The sequence below is a fragment of the Emergencia sp. genome (assembly GCF_048465375.1).
Lineage (GTDB): Bacteria > Bacillota > Clostridia > Peptostreptococcales > Anaerovoracaceae > Senimuribacter.
On the sequence record NZ_DBFWLQ010000024.1, the window covers coordinates 172333 to 188131 of the forward strand.

At 46.9% G+C, this 15799-nt stretch carries 16 protein-coding genes; all 16 read left to right on the forward strand.

Annotated features, from left to right (window positions below):
• Position 1 precedes the first annotated feature (1 nt).
• The 16 genes from cobM to ACMQ5W_RS15985 all read left to right on the forward strand — a co-directional run bounded on the left by cobM (position 2) and on the right by ACMQ5W_RS15985 (position 15798).
• On the forward strand, positions 2-751 hold the full coding sequence (cobM, locus tag ACMQ5W_RS15910) for a precorrin-4 C(11)-methyltransferase (RefSeq protein WP_419026026.1): 750 nt from the start codon (positions 2-4) through the stop codon (positions 749-751).
• Positions 751-1749 carry a cobalt-precorrin 5A hydrolase gene (locus ACMQ5W_RS15915; protein WP_419026027.1) on the forward strand — a complete coding sequence of 333 codons (999 nt, stop codon included), beginning with the start codon at positions 751-753 and terminating at the stop codon, positions 1747-1749. Before cobM ends, ACMQ5W_RS15915 begins: the two co-directional genes overlap by 1 nt.
• Positions 1746-2753 carry a glutamyl-tRNA reductase gene (locus tag ACMQ5W_RS15920; protein ID WP_419026028.1) on the forward strand — a complete coding sequence of 336 codons (1008 nt, stop codon included), beginning with the start codon at positions 1746-1748 and terminating at the stop codon, positions 2751-2753. Before ACMQ5W_RS15915 ends, ACMQ5W_RS15920 begins: the two co-directional genes overlap by 4 nt.
• On the forward strand, positions 2754-3485 hold the full coding sequence (cobJ, locus tag ACMQ5W_RS15925; RefSeq protein WP_419026029.1) for a precorrin-3B C(17)-methyltransferase: 732 nt from the start codon (positions 2754-2756) through the stop codon (positions 3483-3485).
• Positions 3466-4263: a precorrin-6A reductase gene (gene cobK, locus ACMQ5W_RS15930; RefSeq protein WP_419026030.1), complete on the forward strand. Its 798-nt coding sequence runs from the start codon at positions 3466-3468 to the stop codon at positions 4261-4263. Before cobJ ends, cobK begins: the two co-directional genes overlap by 20 nt.
• Positions 4253-4717: a precorrin-2 dehydrogenase/sirohydrochlorin ferrochelatase family protein gene (locus tag ACMQ5W_RS15935; RefSeq protein ID WP_148493778.1), complete on the forward strand. Its 465-nt coding sequence runs from the start codon at positions 4253-4255 to the stop codon at positions 4715-4717. The genes cobK and ACMQ5W_RS15935 overlap by 11 nt, the downstream gene beginning before the upstream one ends.
• Entirely contained in the window at positions 4717-5610 is an 894-nt protein-coding gene (gene hemC, locus ACMQ5W_RS15940) for a hydroxymethylbilane synthase (protein WP_419026031.1), read from the forward strand. Before ACMQ5W_RS15935 ends, hemC begins: the two co-directional genes overlap by 1 nt.
• Positions 5597-7072 carry a uroporphyrinogen-III C-methyltransferase gene (gene cobA, locus ACMQ5W_RS15945; RefSeq protein WP_419026032.1) on the forward strand — a complete coding sequence of 492 codons (1476 nt, stop codon included), beginning with the start codon at positions 5597-5599 and terminating at the stop codon, positions 7070-7072. Before hemC ends, cobA begins: the two co-directional genes overlap by 14 nt.
• Positions 7065-8045: a porphobilinogen synthase gene (hemB, locus tag ACMQ5W_RS15950; protein ID WP_419026033.1), complete on the forward strand. Its 981-nt coding sequence runs from the start codon at positions 7065-7067 to the stop codon at positions 8043-8045. Before cobA ends, hemB begins: the two co-directional genes overlap by 8 nt.
• A complete protein-coding gene (gene hemL / locus ACMQ5W_RS15955) occupies positions 8045-9310 on the forward strand; it encodes a glutamate-1-semialdehyde 2,1-aminomutase (protein WP_419026034.1) in 1266 nt (421 codons plus the stop codon). Before hemB ends, hemL begins: the two co-directional genes overlap by 1 nt.
• Positions 9311-9402: 92 nt before the next feature.
• Positions 9403-9759 carry a sirohydrochlorin chelatase gene (locus ACMQ5W_RS15960; RefSeq protein WP_148493768.1) on the forward strand — a complete coding sequence of 119 codons (357 nt, stop codon included), beginning with the start codon at positions 9403-9405 and terminating at the stop codon, positions 9757-9759.
• A 6-nt stretch (positions 9760-9765) separates the two neighbouring features.
• On the forward strand, positions 9766-10974 hold the full coding sequence (gene cbiE, locus ACMQ5W_RS15965; protein ID WP_419026035.1) for a precorrin-6y C5,15-methyltransferase (decarboxylating) subunit CbiE: 1209 nt from the start codon (positions 9766-9768) through the stop codon (positions 10972-10974).
• Entirely contained in the window at positions 10958-12328 is a 1371-nt protein-coding gene (locus tag ACMQ5W_RS15970) for a cobyrinate a,c-diamide synthase (RefSeq protein WP_419026036.1), read from the forward strand. The genes cbiE and ACMQ5W_RS15970 overlap by 17 nt, the downstream gene beginning before the upstream one ends.
• Entirely contained in the window at positions 12319-13284 is a 966-nt protein-coding gene (gene cbiB / locus ACMQ5W_RS15975) for an adenosylcobinamide-phosphate synthase CbiB (protein ID WP_419026037.1), read from the forward strand. The genes ACMQ5W_RS15970 and cbiB overlap by 10 nt, the downstream gene beginning before the upstream one ends.
• Positions 13281-14351: a pyridoxal phosphate-dependent aminotransferase gene (locus ACMQ5W_RS15980; RefSeq protein ID WP_419026038.1), complete on the forward strand. Its 1071-nt coding sequence runs from the start codon at positions 13281-13283 to the stop codon at positions 14349-14351. Before cbiB ends, ACMQ5W_RS15980 begins: the two co-directional genes overlap by 4 nt.
• On the forward strand, positions 14344-15798 hold the full coding sequence (locus ACMQ5W_RS15985) for a cobyric acid synthase (RefSeq protein ID WP_419026039.1): 1455 nt from the start codon (positions 14344-14346) through the stop codon (positions 15796-15798). The genes ACMQ5W_RS15980 and ACMQ5W_RS15985 overlap by 8 nt, the downstream gene beginning before the upstream one ends.
• The last annotated feature ends 1 nt before the right edge of the window (position 15799 follow it).

Consider the following 15799-nt stretch of genomic DNA (forward strand, 5'->3'; position numbering starts at 1 on the left):
AATGATATATTTTATCGGAGCAGGTCCTGGTGCAGCAGATTTAATTACTGTGAGGGGAGCAGAACTACTTAAAAAAGCTGACGTTATCATCTACGCGGGCTCACTGGTGAATCCGGCACTGCTGGATTATGCCAAAGAAGGCTGTCAGATTTTCAATAGTGCAAAGATGACATTAGAAGAGGTCATCGAAGTGATGAAGAAAAATAAAGAAAAAGATGTTGTCAGACTTCACACAGGCGACCCTTGTATTTACGGAGCTATCAGAGAACAGATGGATATTTTGGACAGAGAATCTCTGGAGTACGTATCCGTGCCGGGGGTCAGTTCCTTTATAGGTGCAGCGGCCGCCCTGAACGCAGAATATACACTGCCAAACGTAAGCCAGACAGTGATTTTGACCAGAATGGCAGGAAGAACACCGGTTCCCGAAAAAGAGGAAATTTCAAAATTGGCTTCTCACGGCGCTACGATGGTTGTATTTCTTACATCCACCATGCTGGCAGAGTTGTCTGCGCGATTGATCGAAGGCGGTTATGCGCCGGATTCTCCGGCAGCGATTGTGTACAAGGCGACTTGGCCGGACGAAAAGGTCGTGAGAACGACGGTTGAAAACATCGCAAAAGCCGCAGAAGAGAATGGCATCAACAAAATGGCGTTGATTTTGGTCGGAGGATTCCTGGGCAGTGAATATGAGAGATCCAAGCTGTATGACCCATCCTTTACCCATTTATTCAGAGAGGCTAGTAAATAATGGAGAAAGTAGGAATTTTAGCTTTTACAGACCGGGGAAAGCTCATGGCATCAAAGGTGGCAGGCAGGCTTTCAGCAGACTGTGAACTTGAGATTTTCGATCATAAAGGCAAAGCGAAAGATTATTTAAAAGAAAACTTTAATCAGAAAGATACCTTTATATTCATCTGTGCAGCAGGGATTGCTGTCAGGATGATTGCACCGCTGATTAAATCGAAAGATGTGGACCCGGCAGTGATTGTCATGGATGAATTTGGGCAATACGTGATTCCCATTCTGTCGGGACATTTGGGAGGCGCTAACGAGGCGGGAGAGCGAATCGCCTCTGTCATCGGTGCGACACTGGTTTTGACAACGGCTACAGATATCAATGAGAAATTCGCTGTAGACGTGTGGAGCAAATATGCGGGCTGTAAAATCATCGATGTCAGCTGCATCAAAACTGTTTCTGCCGCGATTCTTCGCGGAGAGAAAGTTGGCTTTGAAAGCGGTTTTCCCTTTGAAGGAAAGGTTCCTGAAGAACTGACTCTGGATGCGGCGAACTTGGGCATCTGTGTCAGCCTGTCAGATAAATTGAAGCCTTTTCCACAGACGTTCAATATGGTGCCCAAGATTGTGACTATGGGGATTGGCTGTCGTAAGAATACCAGCGTCGAACAGTTCGAAAAGTTTGTACTGGGAGTTTTAGAGGAAAACAAGGTGTCGATACACGCCATCGAAAAAATTGCCTCTATCGATATCAAGAAATATGAAAAATGCATTCTGGCATTCAGCGATAAGTATCAAATTCCTTTTATCACTTACAGTGCCGAGGAGCTGAACGCTGCAAAAGGAGACTTTGAGGTCTCTGACTTTGTAAAAAGCATTACTGGCGTAGACAATATCTGTGAAAGGAGCGCCAGTCTCGGAAGCGGAAACGGCAGAAGAATATTATCAAAGACCAGCGGCGGCGGTGTGACCTGCGCCCTGGCGATGAAAGATTGGAAGTGTAAGTTTTGAATATCGTAATGTCATACATCGATTATAATATGGCTGGGCTTTCAGAACGTGAGGCCTTTTCCTGCACGAAGACGCAGACTGAAGAAATTTACATGAGGCTGAAGGCGAAGCCGGAGATTCTTGGCAGCGTGTTGATTGCTACCTGCAACAGGACGGAACTTTACTTGTCGTTGAGGCCGGGCGTCAAGGTCAATCCTTTCAAAACACTCTGTGAAGCGATAGAACTCAATTATAACGACTACGCTTTTATGAACAAAACTTTGACGGGAAATGAGGCGGTGACGCATCTCTGTAAAGTGGCTGCTGGCGCTGAATCTCAAATCTGGGGAGATGGACAGATTACTCGTCAGGTGGATGATGCCATCAAAGGTGCACAGAAGGTCAAGGCCTCAGATGCTGTTCTCAACGTGTTATTCCGTATCGGTGTCACAGCAGGCAAGAAGATTAAGACTTTGGTGGACTTCAAGGTGCATGATAATTCTACAGCCTCGCGGGCGGTGGCGATTCTGAAGGAATACCCAGACGTCAAAAACGTCCTGGTCATCGGCAACGGCATGATTGGACGGCTGGTAGCTGGACTTTTAGTCAGAAACGGTATCCATACCACCATGACTCTGCGTCAATATCGACATGGGGAGAATATCGTACCTAAGGGAGCGGCTACGGTCAATTACGGAGAACGCTACAGCGTCATTGAAAAAAGTGATGCTGTCATCAGTGCGACCCTGAGCCCGCACTATACGGTCTATTATGAAGAAGCAAAAGCACTGTCCCGTCTGCCGGAAGTTTTCATCGATCTGGCTGTTCCCAGAGATATCGATCCGGAGGTTGAAAAATTTGACCAGGTTACATATTATGACATCGACCATATCAGCCAGGGAGAGCGCGACCTTCGCCAGGAAGAACAGCTGCGAGAAATTGAAGCCATCATAGAGAAATATAGTACGGATTTTTATAAATGGTACGACTATAGAGAAAAACTGAAATTGAAAGAGGAAGCATAGATGAGAATATATGTAGTGGGCATCGGCCCAGGTAACAGTGAATATATGACACCCCAGGCCAGAAACGCAATTGAAGAGAGTGACGTGGTAGTAGGCTATACACTCTATGTCGACTTGGTCAAAGAATTGACCTGTGGTAAGGAAGTCAAATCCACAGCGATGAAGCAGGAAGTGGACAGGTGCAAGATGGCTTTGGATTCTGCATTGGAAGGAAAGAATGTAGCCTTTGTCTGCAGCGGAGATGCCGGCGTATATGGCATGGCAGGGGTCATGGCTGAGGTAGCAGAGGATCATTCAGAAATAGAGATTGTGACAATTCCAGGTATTACGGCTGCTTGCAGTGGAGCGGCGGTTCTGGGAGCGCCTCTGATTCACGATTTTGCGGTCATTTCCCTCTCTGATTTGCTGACTCCGTGGGAAAAGATTGAAAAGAGATTGCGCCTGGCGGCGGAAGCCGACTTTGTCGTCTGTCTCTACAATCCCAAGAGCAAAAAACGTCACGACTACATCGACAAGGCAGCAGACATCATGAACTGTGCAAAATCCTGGGATACGCCCTGCGGTTACGTAAAAAACATTGGCCGTGAAGGTGAGAAAGCAATCGTCTGTACCTTGGCAGATTTGAAGGACAATGACGATATCGACATGTTCACCACCGTATTTATTGGAAACAGCACGACGAAAGTGATCAATGGAAAGCTGGTAACACCTCGTGGATATAAAAACATCTAAAAAAACGGCTTGTGCCATGGCGCCAGAGAAAATTCTCGTCTTTGCGGGCACCTATGAAGGCCACGCATTGGCAGAGTATTTTGATCAGAGGGATTGGAATCTGCGCGCCGATTTCTGTGTGGCTACGGAGTATGGAACGGAAGTCTTTTCCGATATCAAAGGAATATCGATCATCGAAGGCCGTCTGAATCAGGCAGCTATGGAGAAGCTTCTGCTGTCCGGCACGTACGGTCTGGTCATCGATGCTACACACCCTTATGCCGATGTAGTGACAGAAAATATCCGGGCTGCCTGCAAAACAGCCTGTGTTGAATACGTCAGACTCCTGCGCAGGGAAAGCTTTTTTGACTATCCGGGTGTAGTGGCTGTGGATTCTGCGAAAGAGGCGGCGGCATATCTTGTGGGAACTGAGGGGAAAATCCTTCTCACTACAGGGTCCAAAGAATTATCAAAATACAGAGAACTGGCGGATCGGGTGGTGGCAAGGGTTCTGCCCAGCGTAGAATCCCTGCGGCTGTGCGAGGAAACAGGTATCCCGGTGAAGCAAATCATCTGCATGCAGGGACCCTTTACAAAGGAGATGAATTTAGCCACGATGAAACAGTATGGCTGTAAATGGCTGGTAACTAAAAACACAGGCAAACCGGGAGGTTTTGACGACAAGGTCAAACTATGCGAAGACGGTTATCAAGTCATTGTCATAGGCAGACCCCAGGTGGAAACAGGACTGTCGCTTTCAGAGGTTATAGGAAGAGTGGAGGCTTTTTATGGAAAATAGAGTTTTTCCAGTATTCGTACCTTCAGACGGAAAGAAGGTTATCATCTTTGGCGGTGGCAAAATCGCCAGCCGCAGGGTGAAATCTCTTATGGAGTTCGATTTTGATGTGACTGTCGTGTCTAGTTCCATCACAGAGGAAATCGAGAAATTTGCTGATGCAGGCAAGCTGACTTACATCGACGACAGGTATGCTCCTGCATATATTGACGATCAGTTTATGGTCATCGCCTGCACGGATAATAGAGAGGTGAACCGCAGTATCGGCTTTATCGCCAAAGAACAGGGCTGCCTGGTCAGCGTCTGTGATCGTCTGGAAGAGTGCAATTTCTTTTTTCCGGCCATCGCAGTCAACGATGAAGTGACAGCGGGTATCGTCGGCAGTGGTAAGACACATCACATTACCAAAAGAGCTGCTGCAGAAGTTAGGAAGATCATCGAAGGAAAGGCGTACTGATGAAAGTAATAGTAGGGAGCCGTGAGAGCAAGCTGGCTGTCATTCAGTCAGAGATGGTGATGAAGGCCATCAAAGAATACGATAACAAGATTGATGTTGAATTGGTCACCATGAAGACCACGGGAGACATCATTTTAGATAAGACGCTGGATAAAATCGGCGGTAAAGGACTCTTTGTGAAAGAACTGGATAAGGCATTGATGGAAGAAAGAGTGGACTTGACAGTCCATAGCCTTAAAGATATGCCCATGGAGGTGCCTGCCGATTTACCATTGCTGGCTTTCTCAGAGAGGGAAGACCCAAGGGATGCTTTGATTCTGCCGGAAGGTGCCACTGAAATTGATTTCAGTAAACCCATCGGCTGCTCCAGCCTCAGGAGAAAGCTACAGCTTGAGAAACTCTTTCCGCATGCCAGCTTTAAGCCCATCCGAGGCAACGTGCAGACACGCCTTAGGAAGCTCGACAGCGGCGAATATGGTGCCATCGTCTTGGCTTATGCGGGTATCAAGAGATTGGGCCTCGAAGAAAGAGTCAGCAGGCTCTTTTCGGCCGCAGAAATTCTGCCAGCAGCCTGTCAGGGGATTTTGGTAGTTCAGGGCAGAGCTGGATATGAAGTGCCGTATCTTGCAGGCTTTGCCGATGAAGAAGCAAAGCTGATTGCGCTGGCGGAGAGAAGTTACGTCAGAACCCTGGATGGAGGATGCAGTTCACCCGTAGCGGCTTATGCTTGTCTGGACGGTGAGGAAATCACGATCAGAGGTTTTTACGTTGACGAGGAAGAAAACCAGTACATAGATACAATCAAAGGGAATAAACACGAAGGCGAAGCCTTGGGCAGAGAGTTGGCACTGCGGATGGCAGGACAAAAAGGAGAACATTATGACAACAGGTAAAGTATATTTGGTGGGAGCAGGTCCTGGCGATAAGGAACTACTTACCGTAAAAGCTGTCAGGCTGATAAAAGAAGCCGATGTAATCGTCTACGACAGACTGGTCTCAGGCAGCATTATGGATTTGATTCCAGAAGAAATGGAACTGATCGACGTAGGCAAAAATGTAGGGGACCATCCAGTGCCTCAACACGAGATCAACAAGATTCTTCTCAGAGAAGCGCAAGAAGGCAAGATGGTAGTGCGCCTCAAAGGAGGCGATCCTTTCGTCTTCGGCAGAGGCGGTGAAGAACTGGAGCTGCTATCAGAGAACAACGTACCTTTTGAAGTGGTACCGGGAATCACTTCCAGCATCGCTGTACCAGCCTATGCGGGAATTCCTGTCACTCACAGAGACTTCTGCTCTTCTTTACATATTATTACAGGCCATGCAAAAGCTGGCGCAGAACTTTCCATCGACTTTGACGCCCTGGTCAGACTGCATGGAACACTGATTTTTATGATGAGTGTATCGACAGTAGGCCGGATTGCTTCTGGTTTGATGGCAGCGGGTATGGCCGAAGATATGCCTTGCGCGGTGATAGAAAACGGAACCTATCCAAAGCAGAGAAAGTTTATTTCAGATTTAGCGCACATAGAAAAAACCGTGAAGGAAAATCAGGTGAAGTCCCCGGCAGTCATCGCTGTGGGCAAAGTCTGCTCCCTTTCAGATAAATTCGATTGGTTTGATCACAAGCCACTGAAGAATAAACGCATCATGGTCACACAGCCTAGGAGCAAAGCTTCCAAACTGGAAAGCAAACTGCGTCTTTTAGGCGCAGAGACGATGCTCTATCCGTGCATCAAAACGGAATTTATCCGGCCCCTTGCACCACCCTTTGAAGGGTATGACACCCTTGTTTTTACCAGTACAGAAGGCGTGCGATCCTTTTTTACCTGGCTTTTAGATGCAGGCAGAGATACACGGGCTGTTTTTGGTAAACGCATTGCCTGTATCGGCAGTGCTACCGCAGATGCACTAAGAGAATTTGGATTGAGGGCCGACTTCGTGCCGTCTGTCTATGACGGAGAACACCTTGGCAAAGAGATGGTTGAAAGTGGCTTTGTCAAAGCAGATGACAAGGTGATTCTCCTGCGGGCCAAGATCGGGACCGAGGACTTGACAGAGGCTTTGGATAGAGGCGGTATTTCTTACTTGGATTACCCGGTATATGAGACCTCCTATGTGAAACACGAGGCAATTGTGGATTTGGAAAGCTGGGACTATGTGACCTTTACCAGTAAATCCTGTGTGGACGGATTTGTTAATACCCAACAGAGAAAGAATTTCGCAGGCGTCCGCGCCCTCTGCATTGGAAAGCAGACAGCGGCAGAAGCGGCAAAATTTGGATTTGATACAGTAGTTTCTGAGATGGCGGCCATAGATTCCATGGTCGAAAAAGTTTGGAGGGATAGTAATGATTAACAGACCGAGAAGACTGAGAGAAAATCCTCTGATCAGAGGGATGATTCGCGAAACCAGAGCGTCAAAAGACAGCTTGATTTATCCGATATTCTTTGAAGAAGGTAAAAATATCAAAGCACCGATTTCTGCCATGGACGGACAGTTTCGCTTCAGCCCGGACAGAGCCAGAGAAATTATTGACCAGTGTCTGGCGCACGGCGTCAGCAAAGTGCTGCTCTTTGGCATTCCAAAAGAAAAGGACGAAGTGGGAAGCCAGGCTTATGCCGAAAACGGTATCGTGCAGCAGGCTGTACGAGCTATTAAAGAAGAATACAAAGATGAGATCTACGTTATTACCGACGTATGCATGTGTGAATACACCTCCCATGGACATTGCGGTATTCTCTGCGGACATGACGTGGATAATGACGAGACTTTGAAATATCTGACTGCCACAGCCGTATCTCATGCAGCAGCGGGAGCAGATATGGTAGCCCCATCAGACATGATGGACGGACGCATTGCAGCGCTTCGGGCAGGCCTGGACGAAAACGGCTTTAAAAACACGCCGATCATGAGTTATGCCATCAAATACGCTTCTAAGTTTTACGGACCGTTCAGGGAAGCGGCAGGTTCGGCGCCATCCTTCGGCGACAGAAAGACTTATCAGATGGATCCTCACAATGTGCGTGAGGCTATGAAAGAAGCTGTCCTAGACGAAGAGGAAGGGGCTGATATTTTGATGGTTAAACCGGCGCTTTCTTATCTGGACGTGATCAAAGAACTTTCTTATAACACCAATCTTCCTATTGCAACCTACAGTGTCAGCGGCGAATACGCTATGATTAAGAACGCAGGTAAAGCAGGCTTGATTGACGAATACGGCATCATGTGCGAGACGGCAACCTCTATGTATAGAGCTGGTTCTGACATCATCATGACCTACTATGCCATGGAAATTGCTGACGCAATACAGAGAGGAGATATCGGATAATGAGCAATCAATCACAAAATCTCTTTGAAAGAGCACAGAAAGTCATGCCTGGCGGGGTCAACAGCCCTGTCAGAGCATTTAAATCTGTTGGCCTGACACCTAGATTCATCGACAGAGCTTGCGGAAATAAGATTTACGACGCAGAGGGTAGAGAATACCTGGATTATGTCGGCTCCTGGGGACCGATGATTTTGGGACATGCGGACCCGAAAGTGATCGAGGCAGTACAGAAGAGAGTAGAAAAGGGACTCAGCTTTGGCGCATGTACGGAGGCAGAGGTTGAACTGGCAGAGCTGATTACATCTAACATCGATCACATCGAGATGATCCGTATGGTTAACAGCGGCACAGAAGCTGTCATGAGTGCCTTGCGTCTCGCCAGAGGATATAGCAAGAAGAACAAGATTATCAAATTTGAGGGCTGCTATCACGGTCACAGCGACGCAATGTTGGTAAAAGCCGGTTCCGGAGCTATGACTTTTGGCGATCCCGATAGCGCAGGCGTGACGAAGGGAGCAGCAGAGGATACCTTGCTGGCTCGTTATAACGATTTAACCAGTGTTGAGGCTTTGATGAGGAAAAACAAAGATGACGTGGCCTGTGTTATCGTAGAGGCAACTGCGGCTAACATGGGCGTAGTTCCGGCAGCGGCAGGTTTTCTGGCAGGACTCCGTGAGCTTTGCGACCAGTATGGCGCACTTTTGATCTTTGATGAGGTTATTACTGGATTCAGACTGGCTTTCGGCGGTGCGGCGGAATACTTCGGTGTGAAGCCTGACTTGGTGACTTACGGAAAAATCATCGGCGGCGGTATGCCGGTAGGGGCTTATGGTGGAAGCCGGGAGATCATGGAGCACGTATCCCCGGTAGGCAGCGTATACCAGGCAGGAACATTGTCTGGCAATCCAATTGCCATGACGGCAGGTATTGAAACCTTGAAGCAGCTGCTGGAAAAACCAGAGATTTATACACAGTTGAACGAGATGGGCGCATATCTGGCGGATGGTCTGCGAGAGGCCTGCGGTTTTACGGTGAACAACATCGGCTCCTTGACCTGCATGTTCTATACAAAAGAGCCAGTTTCTGATTATGACAGCGCATGCAAATCTGACACTGCAGGGTTCAGTCACGTGTTCAGAGAATTGCTGGCGGCGGGCATTTATGTAGCGCCGTCTCAGTACGAGGCCATGTTCCTCAATACGGCGTTTTCTAAGGAAGATCTGGACTTCACCATTGAAACCTACAGGAAGATTTTGACCCAGTAAAAAGAAGTTATTGTAGTAATAGCCGATTCTGAATTAGTCCGAATTAGGACTAGTTGAGATTGGACATAGATATATACACAGAGGAGACAAGCATGAAAGGCGTACTAATTTTAGCACACGGCAGCAGGGTAGAAGCTACAAAAAAGACCATCAATGAAGTGGTGGATTTGGTAAGAGGAAAGATCACTGATATGCCGATTCAAATCGCATATATGGAGTTTTGCGAGGAGAATATCGAGCACGGAATCAAGATGCTGGTAGAAAAAGGCGTTACTGAGATCAAAGCGGTACCTTATTTTCTCTTTGAAGGTATCCACATCAAAGAAGACATCCCAAATGAAATTGGAGAGATTCTGCAGAATTATCCTGATGTAAAGCTGGAAATGGGACATACCCTAGGCGCAGACGAACGTTTGGCAGATATTTTAGTTGACAGAATTAGAGGATAAAAAGAGATGAAAGCAATTGTTGCAGGCGCAGGGCCGGGGGCACTTTCAGATTATACTGGACGAGCTGTCAATGCTGTGCGAGAAGCGGATATCGTTCTGACGTCTGACAGGCTGTCAGAGTCTCTGAAGGAATTGAATCAGGACGTCAGGGTACTGGGTGTCATGGATACGGTGCACTTTATCAATGAACATGCAAATCAGGACTTCACCGTCTGCGTCTTAGCGTCGGGAGATACGGGCTTTTACAGCATCGCCTCTACCATCGCAAAGCGAATCGATCCAGCTGTAGAACTGGAGTTTATCAGCGGTATCGGCAGTCTGTCCTATTTTGCAGCTAAGGTCAAAATGGGATATGAGAATATGAAGCTTTGCAGTCTACACGGCAAAGAAAAGTCCGTCATACCCTATGTATGCTATAACGAGAAGGTTTTTGCTCTGACCGGCGGCAGTATTCGCGCCCACGACATTGCAACAAGCCTGTTGAATGCAGGGCTGTCTAATGTCACCCTTTATATCGGTGAAAAGTTGTCTATGGAAGGTGAGAGAATCGTCAGAGGAACACCGGCCGAAGTAGCTGATTTAATTTTCGATGATTTGACAGTGATGATTATCGAGAACAAAGATTATGTAAACCGATATAAGTCTTTGCGAGATGAGGATTTTGTGCGGGGAAAGAGCCCCATGACGAAGGCAGCCGTTCGGAACCTGTCTGTTGCAGCTCTCGAGATTGAACCGACCGACGTGGTTTATGATATCGGCGCCGGCACGGGTTCTGTAACCTGTGCTATGGCACTGAAGGCAGCAGAATCCGTGGTTTACGCTTTGGAAAAAGAGGACTACGCGGTGGAGCTTGTCAAAGAGAATATGGAAAAGACAGGTGCACGCAATATCTGCATCAAGAAGGCGACAGCGCCGGACGGGCTAGCGGAGTTTCCGGCTGCCGACAAGGTGTTTATCGGCGGAAGCACAGGTAATCTGAAAGAAATCATCGATGTCATTTTGAAAAAAAACGACAGGACTGTATTCGTTATCACGGCAGTGACTTTGGAAACGATTTCACAATCCATCGAAGTATGCAAGGAATTGGGGTTGGAAACGGAAGTGATCTGCGCCAATATTTCAACAGCGCAAAAACTAGGCAGGTATAACCTGATGAAGGCGGAAAACCCTGTCTATATAATAAAAGGAGCAAAGACCCTTGAAGAAAAACATTAACAGAGTCATGTTGGCAGGGACAGGAAGCGGCTGTGGCAAAACCACTGTGGTCTGCGGATTATTAAAAGCACTGGCAGATCGAGAACTGGACATAGCCAGCTTTAAATGCGGACCGGACTATATCGATCCCATGTTTCACAGCCGTATCATCGGCACAAAATCGAGAAACCTGGATCTTTATCTCTGCACAGAAAACACAGTGAAGTATCTGCTGGCAAAGAATGCTGCCGATGCTGATTATGCTGTCATAGAAGGAGTTATGGGGATGTATGACGGCCTTGGCTTCGAAAGTGACGATTTTTCTGCCAACCACATTTCCAGAGTTACCCAGACTCCTCAGATTTTGGTTGTGAATGTGAAAGGCAAGAGTCTCTCGCTTTTAGCAGAAATTTCAGGTTATCTGCATTTTGCCCCCAATCAGGTGCAAGGCGTAATTTTGAACAATTGTTCAAAAGGTATGTATCCTGCTTATCAGAAAATGATAGAAGGAAACTTAGATTTGAGGGTCTATGGTTTTCTGCCGAAGCTTGCAGAAGCTGAAATTGGCAGTCGTCACCTGGGTCTGGTGACGGCTGAGGAAATTGAGGATTTGAAATCGAAGATTGAAGTTATGGGAAGGGCGGCAGCAGAGTTTCTGGATATCGACGGAATTCTAACCTTGGCAGAATCGGCTCCAGCAATTTCCTGTGAGAAAATCGAGATACAGAAGGTCAGCAGGGAGCCTGTAAAAATCGGCATTGCCAAGGACAAGGCATTTTCTTTCTATTACGAAGACAACTTAGAGCTTCTGATGGAACTGGGCGCAGAACTGGTGCCTTTTTCACCTATGGAAGATACAGCATTGCCAGAAGGAATCAGTGGATTGATTTTAGGCGGCGGCTACCCGGAAGAACACCTGCAGGCTTTAACGGAAAATTGGTCTATGCTGACATCTATCAAGGCTGCTGTGGCTGGCGGTATGCCGGTCTATGCAGAATGCGGCGGATTTATGTATTTGGGAAGGACGATTACGAAAGATGGCGAAACCTATGAGACTGTAGGCGCCTTAGACGGGAATTCTCACATGACGGACGGTCTGATCCGCTTCGGATACAAGAAGCTGACTGCAAACAGAGATAATTTAATGTGCAAAGCGGGAGAACAGATACGTTGTCACGAGTTCCATTACAGCGATACTGATCATCATGGAGACGGATTCACAGCAGCAAAGGCCAGCGGAAAGACCTGGCAGACCATAGAAGCAGGTGATACTGTCTTTGCAGGATATCCACATCTTCACCTATGGAGCAATGTCCACTTTGCAGAATGCTTTGTTAAAAAATGCAGGGAATTTGGAGGAAAGCAATGGAAGTAGTCATCGTAGTTTGTGCTGGATTTGTTTTGGACCTGCTCTTCGGAGATCCACACTGGCTGCCTCATCCTATACGACTGATCGGACTTATGATTAGTGGCTGCGAAAAAGTTCTGCGCAGGATATTTCCCAGCAGCAAAGGAGGAGAGTTTATTGCAGGAATTTTTCTCAATGTTATCATCGTATGCACATCCTTTGCAATCCCTTATTTTTTACTCAAAGGTCTGACATGGATACACCCATGGCTAAGATACACAGTGGAAACACTATTTTGTTATCAAATCTTTGCGGGCAAATCGCTGAAGCAGGAGAGCATGCGGGTATACAAATGCGTCAAGGAAGAAGATCTGCTGGGGTCCCGCAAATATCTGTCCTGGATTGTCGGCAGAGATACAGAGAATTTAAACTTCAAACAGATTATAAAAGCTGTGGTAGAGACCATCGCTGAAAACGCATCAGATGGTGTGATTGCACCGATGCTCTTTATGCTTGTCGGCGGTGCACCGCTCGGCTTCTTATACAAGGGAGTCAATACCTTGGACTCTATGGTTGGATATAAGAACGAGAAGTATCAAAGCTTCGGCAAATTTTCTGCCATCGTGGACGACGTGTTTAATTTCATTCCAGCCAGAATTACCGGTATTGCCATGATTATCAGTTCATTTTTCGTTGGATTCGATGGAAAGAATGCCTGGAAAATCTTCTGGCGAGACAGACACAACCATGCAAGCCCTAACAGCGGCAATCCCGAGTCAGCCTGCGCAGGTGCGCTTAATATTCAGCTGGCAGGCGACGCGTACTATTTTGGAAAACTCTATAAGAAAAAGACAATCGGTGATGATAACAGGCCAGTGGAAGCGGAAGATATACCGAGAACGGCAAAAATCATGTATGCAGCTTCGGTGCTGTGCCTTGTCATCTTTGAAGGAATCAGACTCATTTTGGTGGTAATTATATGATAAAAGAAATACATGGCGGAAACATCTACAAGTTCGACCACAAAATATACGATTTTTCTGCAAATTTGAACCCTATTGGCATGCCAGAGGAAGTGAAACAGGCGATTATAAGCAATATCGACAAATATGAGAGTTATCCGGATCCTTTTCAGAGGGAACTCACGGCAGCAATCAGTCGTTTTCATCACGTAAAAGAGAATGTGATTTGCTGTGGAAATGGTGCGGCAGATATCATCTTTAGAAGTACACTGGCTCTGCGGCCGAAAAAAGCTTTGATTGTATCGCCTACATTTTCTGAATATCAAGAGGCGCTGATGGCATCAGCGTGTAACAAAATCAATCATTATTTGTTAAAAGAGGAAAAGGGGTTTCAGATTCAGGAAGATATCTTCGATGAACTGGATGATTCCTATGACATGTTGTTCATCTGTAATCCCAACAATCCCACGGGAATCCCTATTCCCAAGGAGATGATGTTGCGCCTGTCGATGCGATGTGCCGAGACTCATACTTACCTGATGATTGACGAGTGTTTTTCGGAGTTTCTTGACGATGAAGAACAGTATTCTGTCATGGACAGCATCGAGAGTCTTTCGAAGGTCATCATACTGAAAGCTTTCACCAAGATTTACGCTATGGCGGGTCTCAGATTGGGTTACTGTATCTGCAGTGACGAGAAGACAGCAGAATCAATCAAAGGATGTCTGCAGCCCTGGTCTGTTTCCACTCCGGCATCAAAAGCCGGGAAGGCAGCTATGGAACTGACCGGGTTTATAGAAAAGACAAAGACCTATGTCAAGGAGAACAGAGATTATCTCCTGCGTGGTCTTGCGGAACTGGGGTATAAGACTTATAAACCGAAAGCCAACTACATTTTCTTTCGCAGCGAAGAGGATTTGATTGGACCTTTGGAAAAGTTTGATATCATGATCAGAAGCTGCGCCAACTATTTAACGCTGGATGAGCACTACTATAGAATCGCAGTAAGAACCAGAGAAGAAAATGAATATTTTCTGGCGAGTCTTGCGCAAATTACAAAGAGAAGCGAGGGAAAAACCAATGGCTAAGACAATTATGATACAGGGTACTTGCTCCAATGCAGGGAAAAGTCTGCTGGCTGCAGGAATATGCAGAATCCTCAAACAGGACGGTTATAAAGTGGCTCCTTTTAAGTCACAGAACATGGCACTGAACTCCTTCATTACCAAAGAGGGACTGGAGATGGGAAGAGCGCAGGTGATGCAGGCGGAAGCCTGCCAGATCGAACCTGATGTGCGCATGAATCCGATTTTGCTCAAACCTACCAGCGATCAGGGTTCTCAGGTCATCATCAACGGAGAGGTTCATGGTAATTATTCTGCGAAGGACTTTTACGAGAAAAAAGAAGATTTCAGAGCGGCCGTAAAAGAGGCTTTTGACAGTTTAGCGGCTGAATACGATGTCATCGTTTTGGAAGGTGCAGGCAGTCCGGCAGAAATCAATCTGAAAGATAACGATTTGGTTAACATGGGTATGGCTAAGATGGCAGATGCCCCGGTGCTCCTTGTGGGAGACATCGACAGAGGGGGCGTCTTCGCTTCTCTGGCAGGCACTATGCTGCTCTTCGATGAAGAAGAAAAGGCTAGGGTCAAGGGCGTGGTTATTAACAAATTCAGAGGTGATGTGACTATCTTAGAGCCGGGGCTTCGCATGCTGGAAGATATCATCCAGGTGCCGGTTGCCGGAGTTGTACCTTATATGCAGCTTGACGTGGATGACGAGGATAGCCTGACAGATCGTTTTTCGGGTCGCAAAGGCGAAGCCCTGATTGACATCGCAGTCATCAGAACTCCGCGAATTTCCAACTTTACAGACTTTAATCCTTTCGAATACATAGAAGGTGTAGACATAAGATATGTCGGCTCCGCAAACGAACTGGGAGATCCGGATATGATCATGCTGCCTGGCACAAAAAATACCATGTCGGATCTGCTGTGGCTGAGACAATCTGGCTTGGAAGCTTCTATCCTCAAATTTCATGCGAAAAATAAACCGATCTTTGGAATCTGCGGAGGATATCAGATGCTGGGGCAGTCTCTCTCTGACCCCGCAGGGGTAGAATATGGCGGTGACATGGCTGGCATCGGCTTGCTGCCTCACAGCACAGTATTTGAGGATCAGAAGGTGCGTACAGCTGCGACTGGCATTTTGTCTGAGGTTGACGGCATCTTTGCGGGTCTTTCCGGCAAAGAGTACCAGGGTTACGAAATTCACATGGGTGTCTCTGGCACTGACAATAACATCATCAACGAAGGGAATGTCTACGGCACTTATATTCACGGCGTCTTTGATAAAGAAGAAATTGCAAAGACCATCGTTACCGCACTGTTGGCTGCGAAAGGTTTGGACTTTTCTGATGTAAAAGCTTTTGATATTGAAGCGCATAAACAGACGCAGTATGATATATTGGCAGAGGGACTGCGAAAGTCTTTAGATATGGAGCTGCTGAGAAAAATAGTTCACTTGGAGGTATAAA

What these genes read in the sequence shown, in the direction of transcription:
- cobM (WP_419026026.1), top strand. Translation starts at nt 2, where the DNA reads ATGATATATTTTATCGGAGCAGGTCCTGGTGCAGCAGATTTAATTACT.
- ACMQ5W_RS15915 (WP_419026027.1), top strand. Translation starts at nt 751, where the DNA reads ATGGAGAAAGTAGGAATTTTAGCTTTTACAGACCGGGGAAAGCTCATG.
- cobJ (WP_419026029.1), top strand. Translation starts at nt 2,754, where the DNA reads ATGAGAATATATGTAGTGGGCATCGGCCCAGGTAACAGTGAATATATG.
- ACMQ5W_RS15935 (WP_148493778.1), top strand. Translation starts at nt 4,253, where the DNA reads ATGGAAAATAGAGTTTTTCCAGTATTCGTACCTTCAGACGGAAAGAAG.
- hemC (WP_419026031.1), top strand. Translation starts at nt 4,717, where the DNA reads ATGAAAGTAATAGTAGGGAGCCGTGAGAGCAAGCTGGCTGTCATTCAG.
- cobA (WP_419026032.1), top strand. Translation starts at nt 5,597, where the DNA reads ATGACAACAGGTAAAGTATATTTGGTGGGAGCAGGTCCTGGCGATAAG.
- hemB (WP_419026033.1), top strand. Translation starts at nt 7,065, where the DNA reads ATGATTAACAGACCGAGAAGACTGAGAGAAAATCCTCTGATCAGAGGG.
- hemL (WP_419026034.1), top strand. Translation starts at nt 8,045, where the DNA reads ATGAGCAATCAATCACAAAATCTCTTTGAAAGAGCACAGAAAGTCATG.
- ACMQ5W_RS15960 (WP_148493768.1), top strand. Translation starts at nt 9,403, where the DNA reads ATGAAAGGCGTACTAATTTTAGCACACGGCAGCAGGGTAGAAGCTACA.
- cbiE (WP_419026035.1), top strand. Translation starts at nt 9,766, where the DNA reads ATGAAAGCAATTGTTGCAGGCGCAGGGCCGGGGGCACTTTCAGATTAT.
- cbiB (WP_419026037.1), top strand. Translation starts at nt 12,319, where the DNA reads ATGGAAGTAGTCATCGTAGTTTGTGCTGGATTTGTTTTGGACCTGCTC.
- ACMQ5W_RS15980 (WP_419026038.1), top strand. Translation starts at nt 13,281, where the DNA reads ATGATAAAAGAAATACATGGCGGAAACATCTACAAGTTCGACCACAAA.
- ACMQ5W_RS15985 (WP_419026039.1), top strand. Translation starts at nt 14,344, where the DNA reads ATGGCTAAGACAATTATGATACAGGGTACTTGCTCCAATGCAGGGAAA.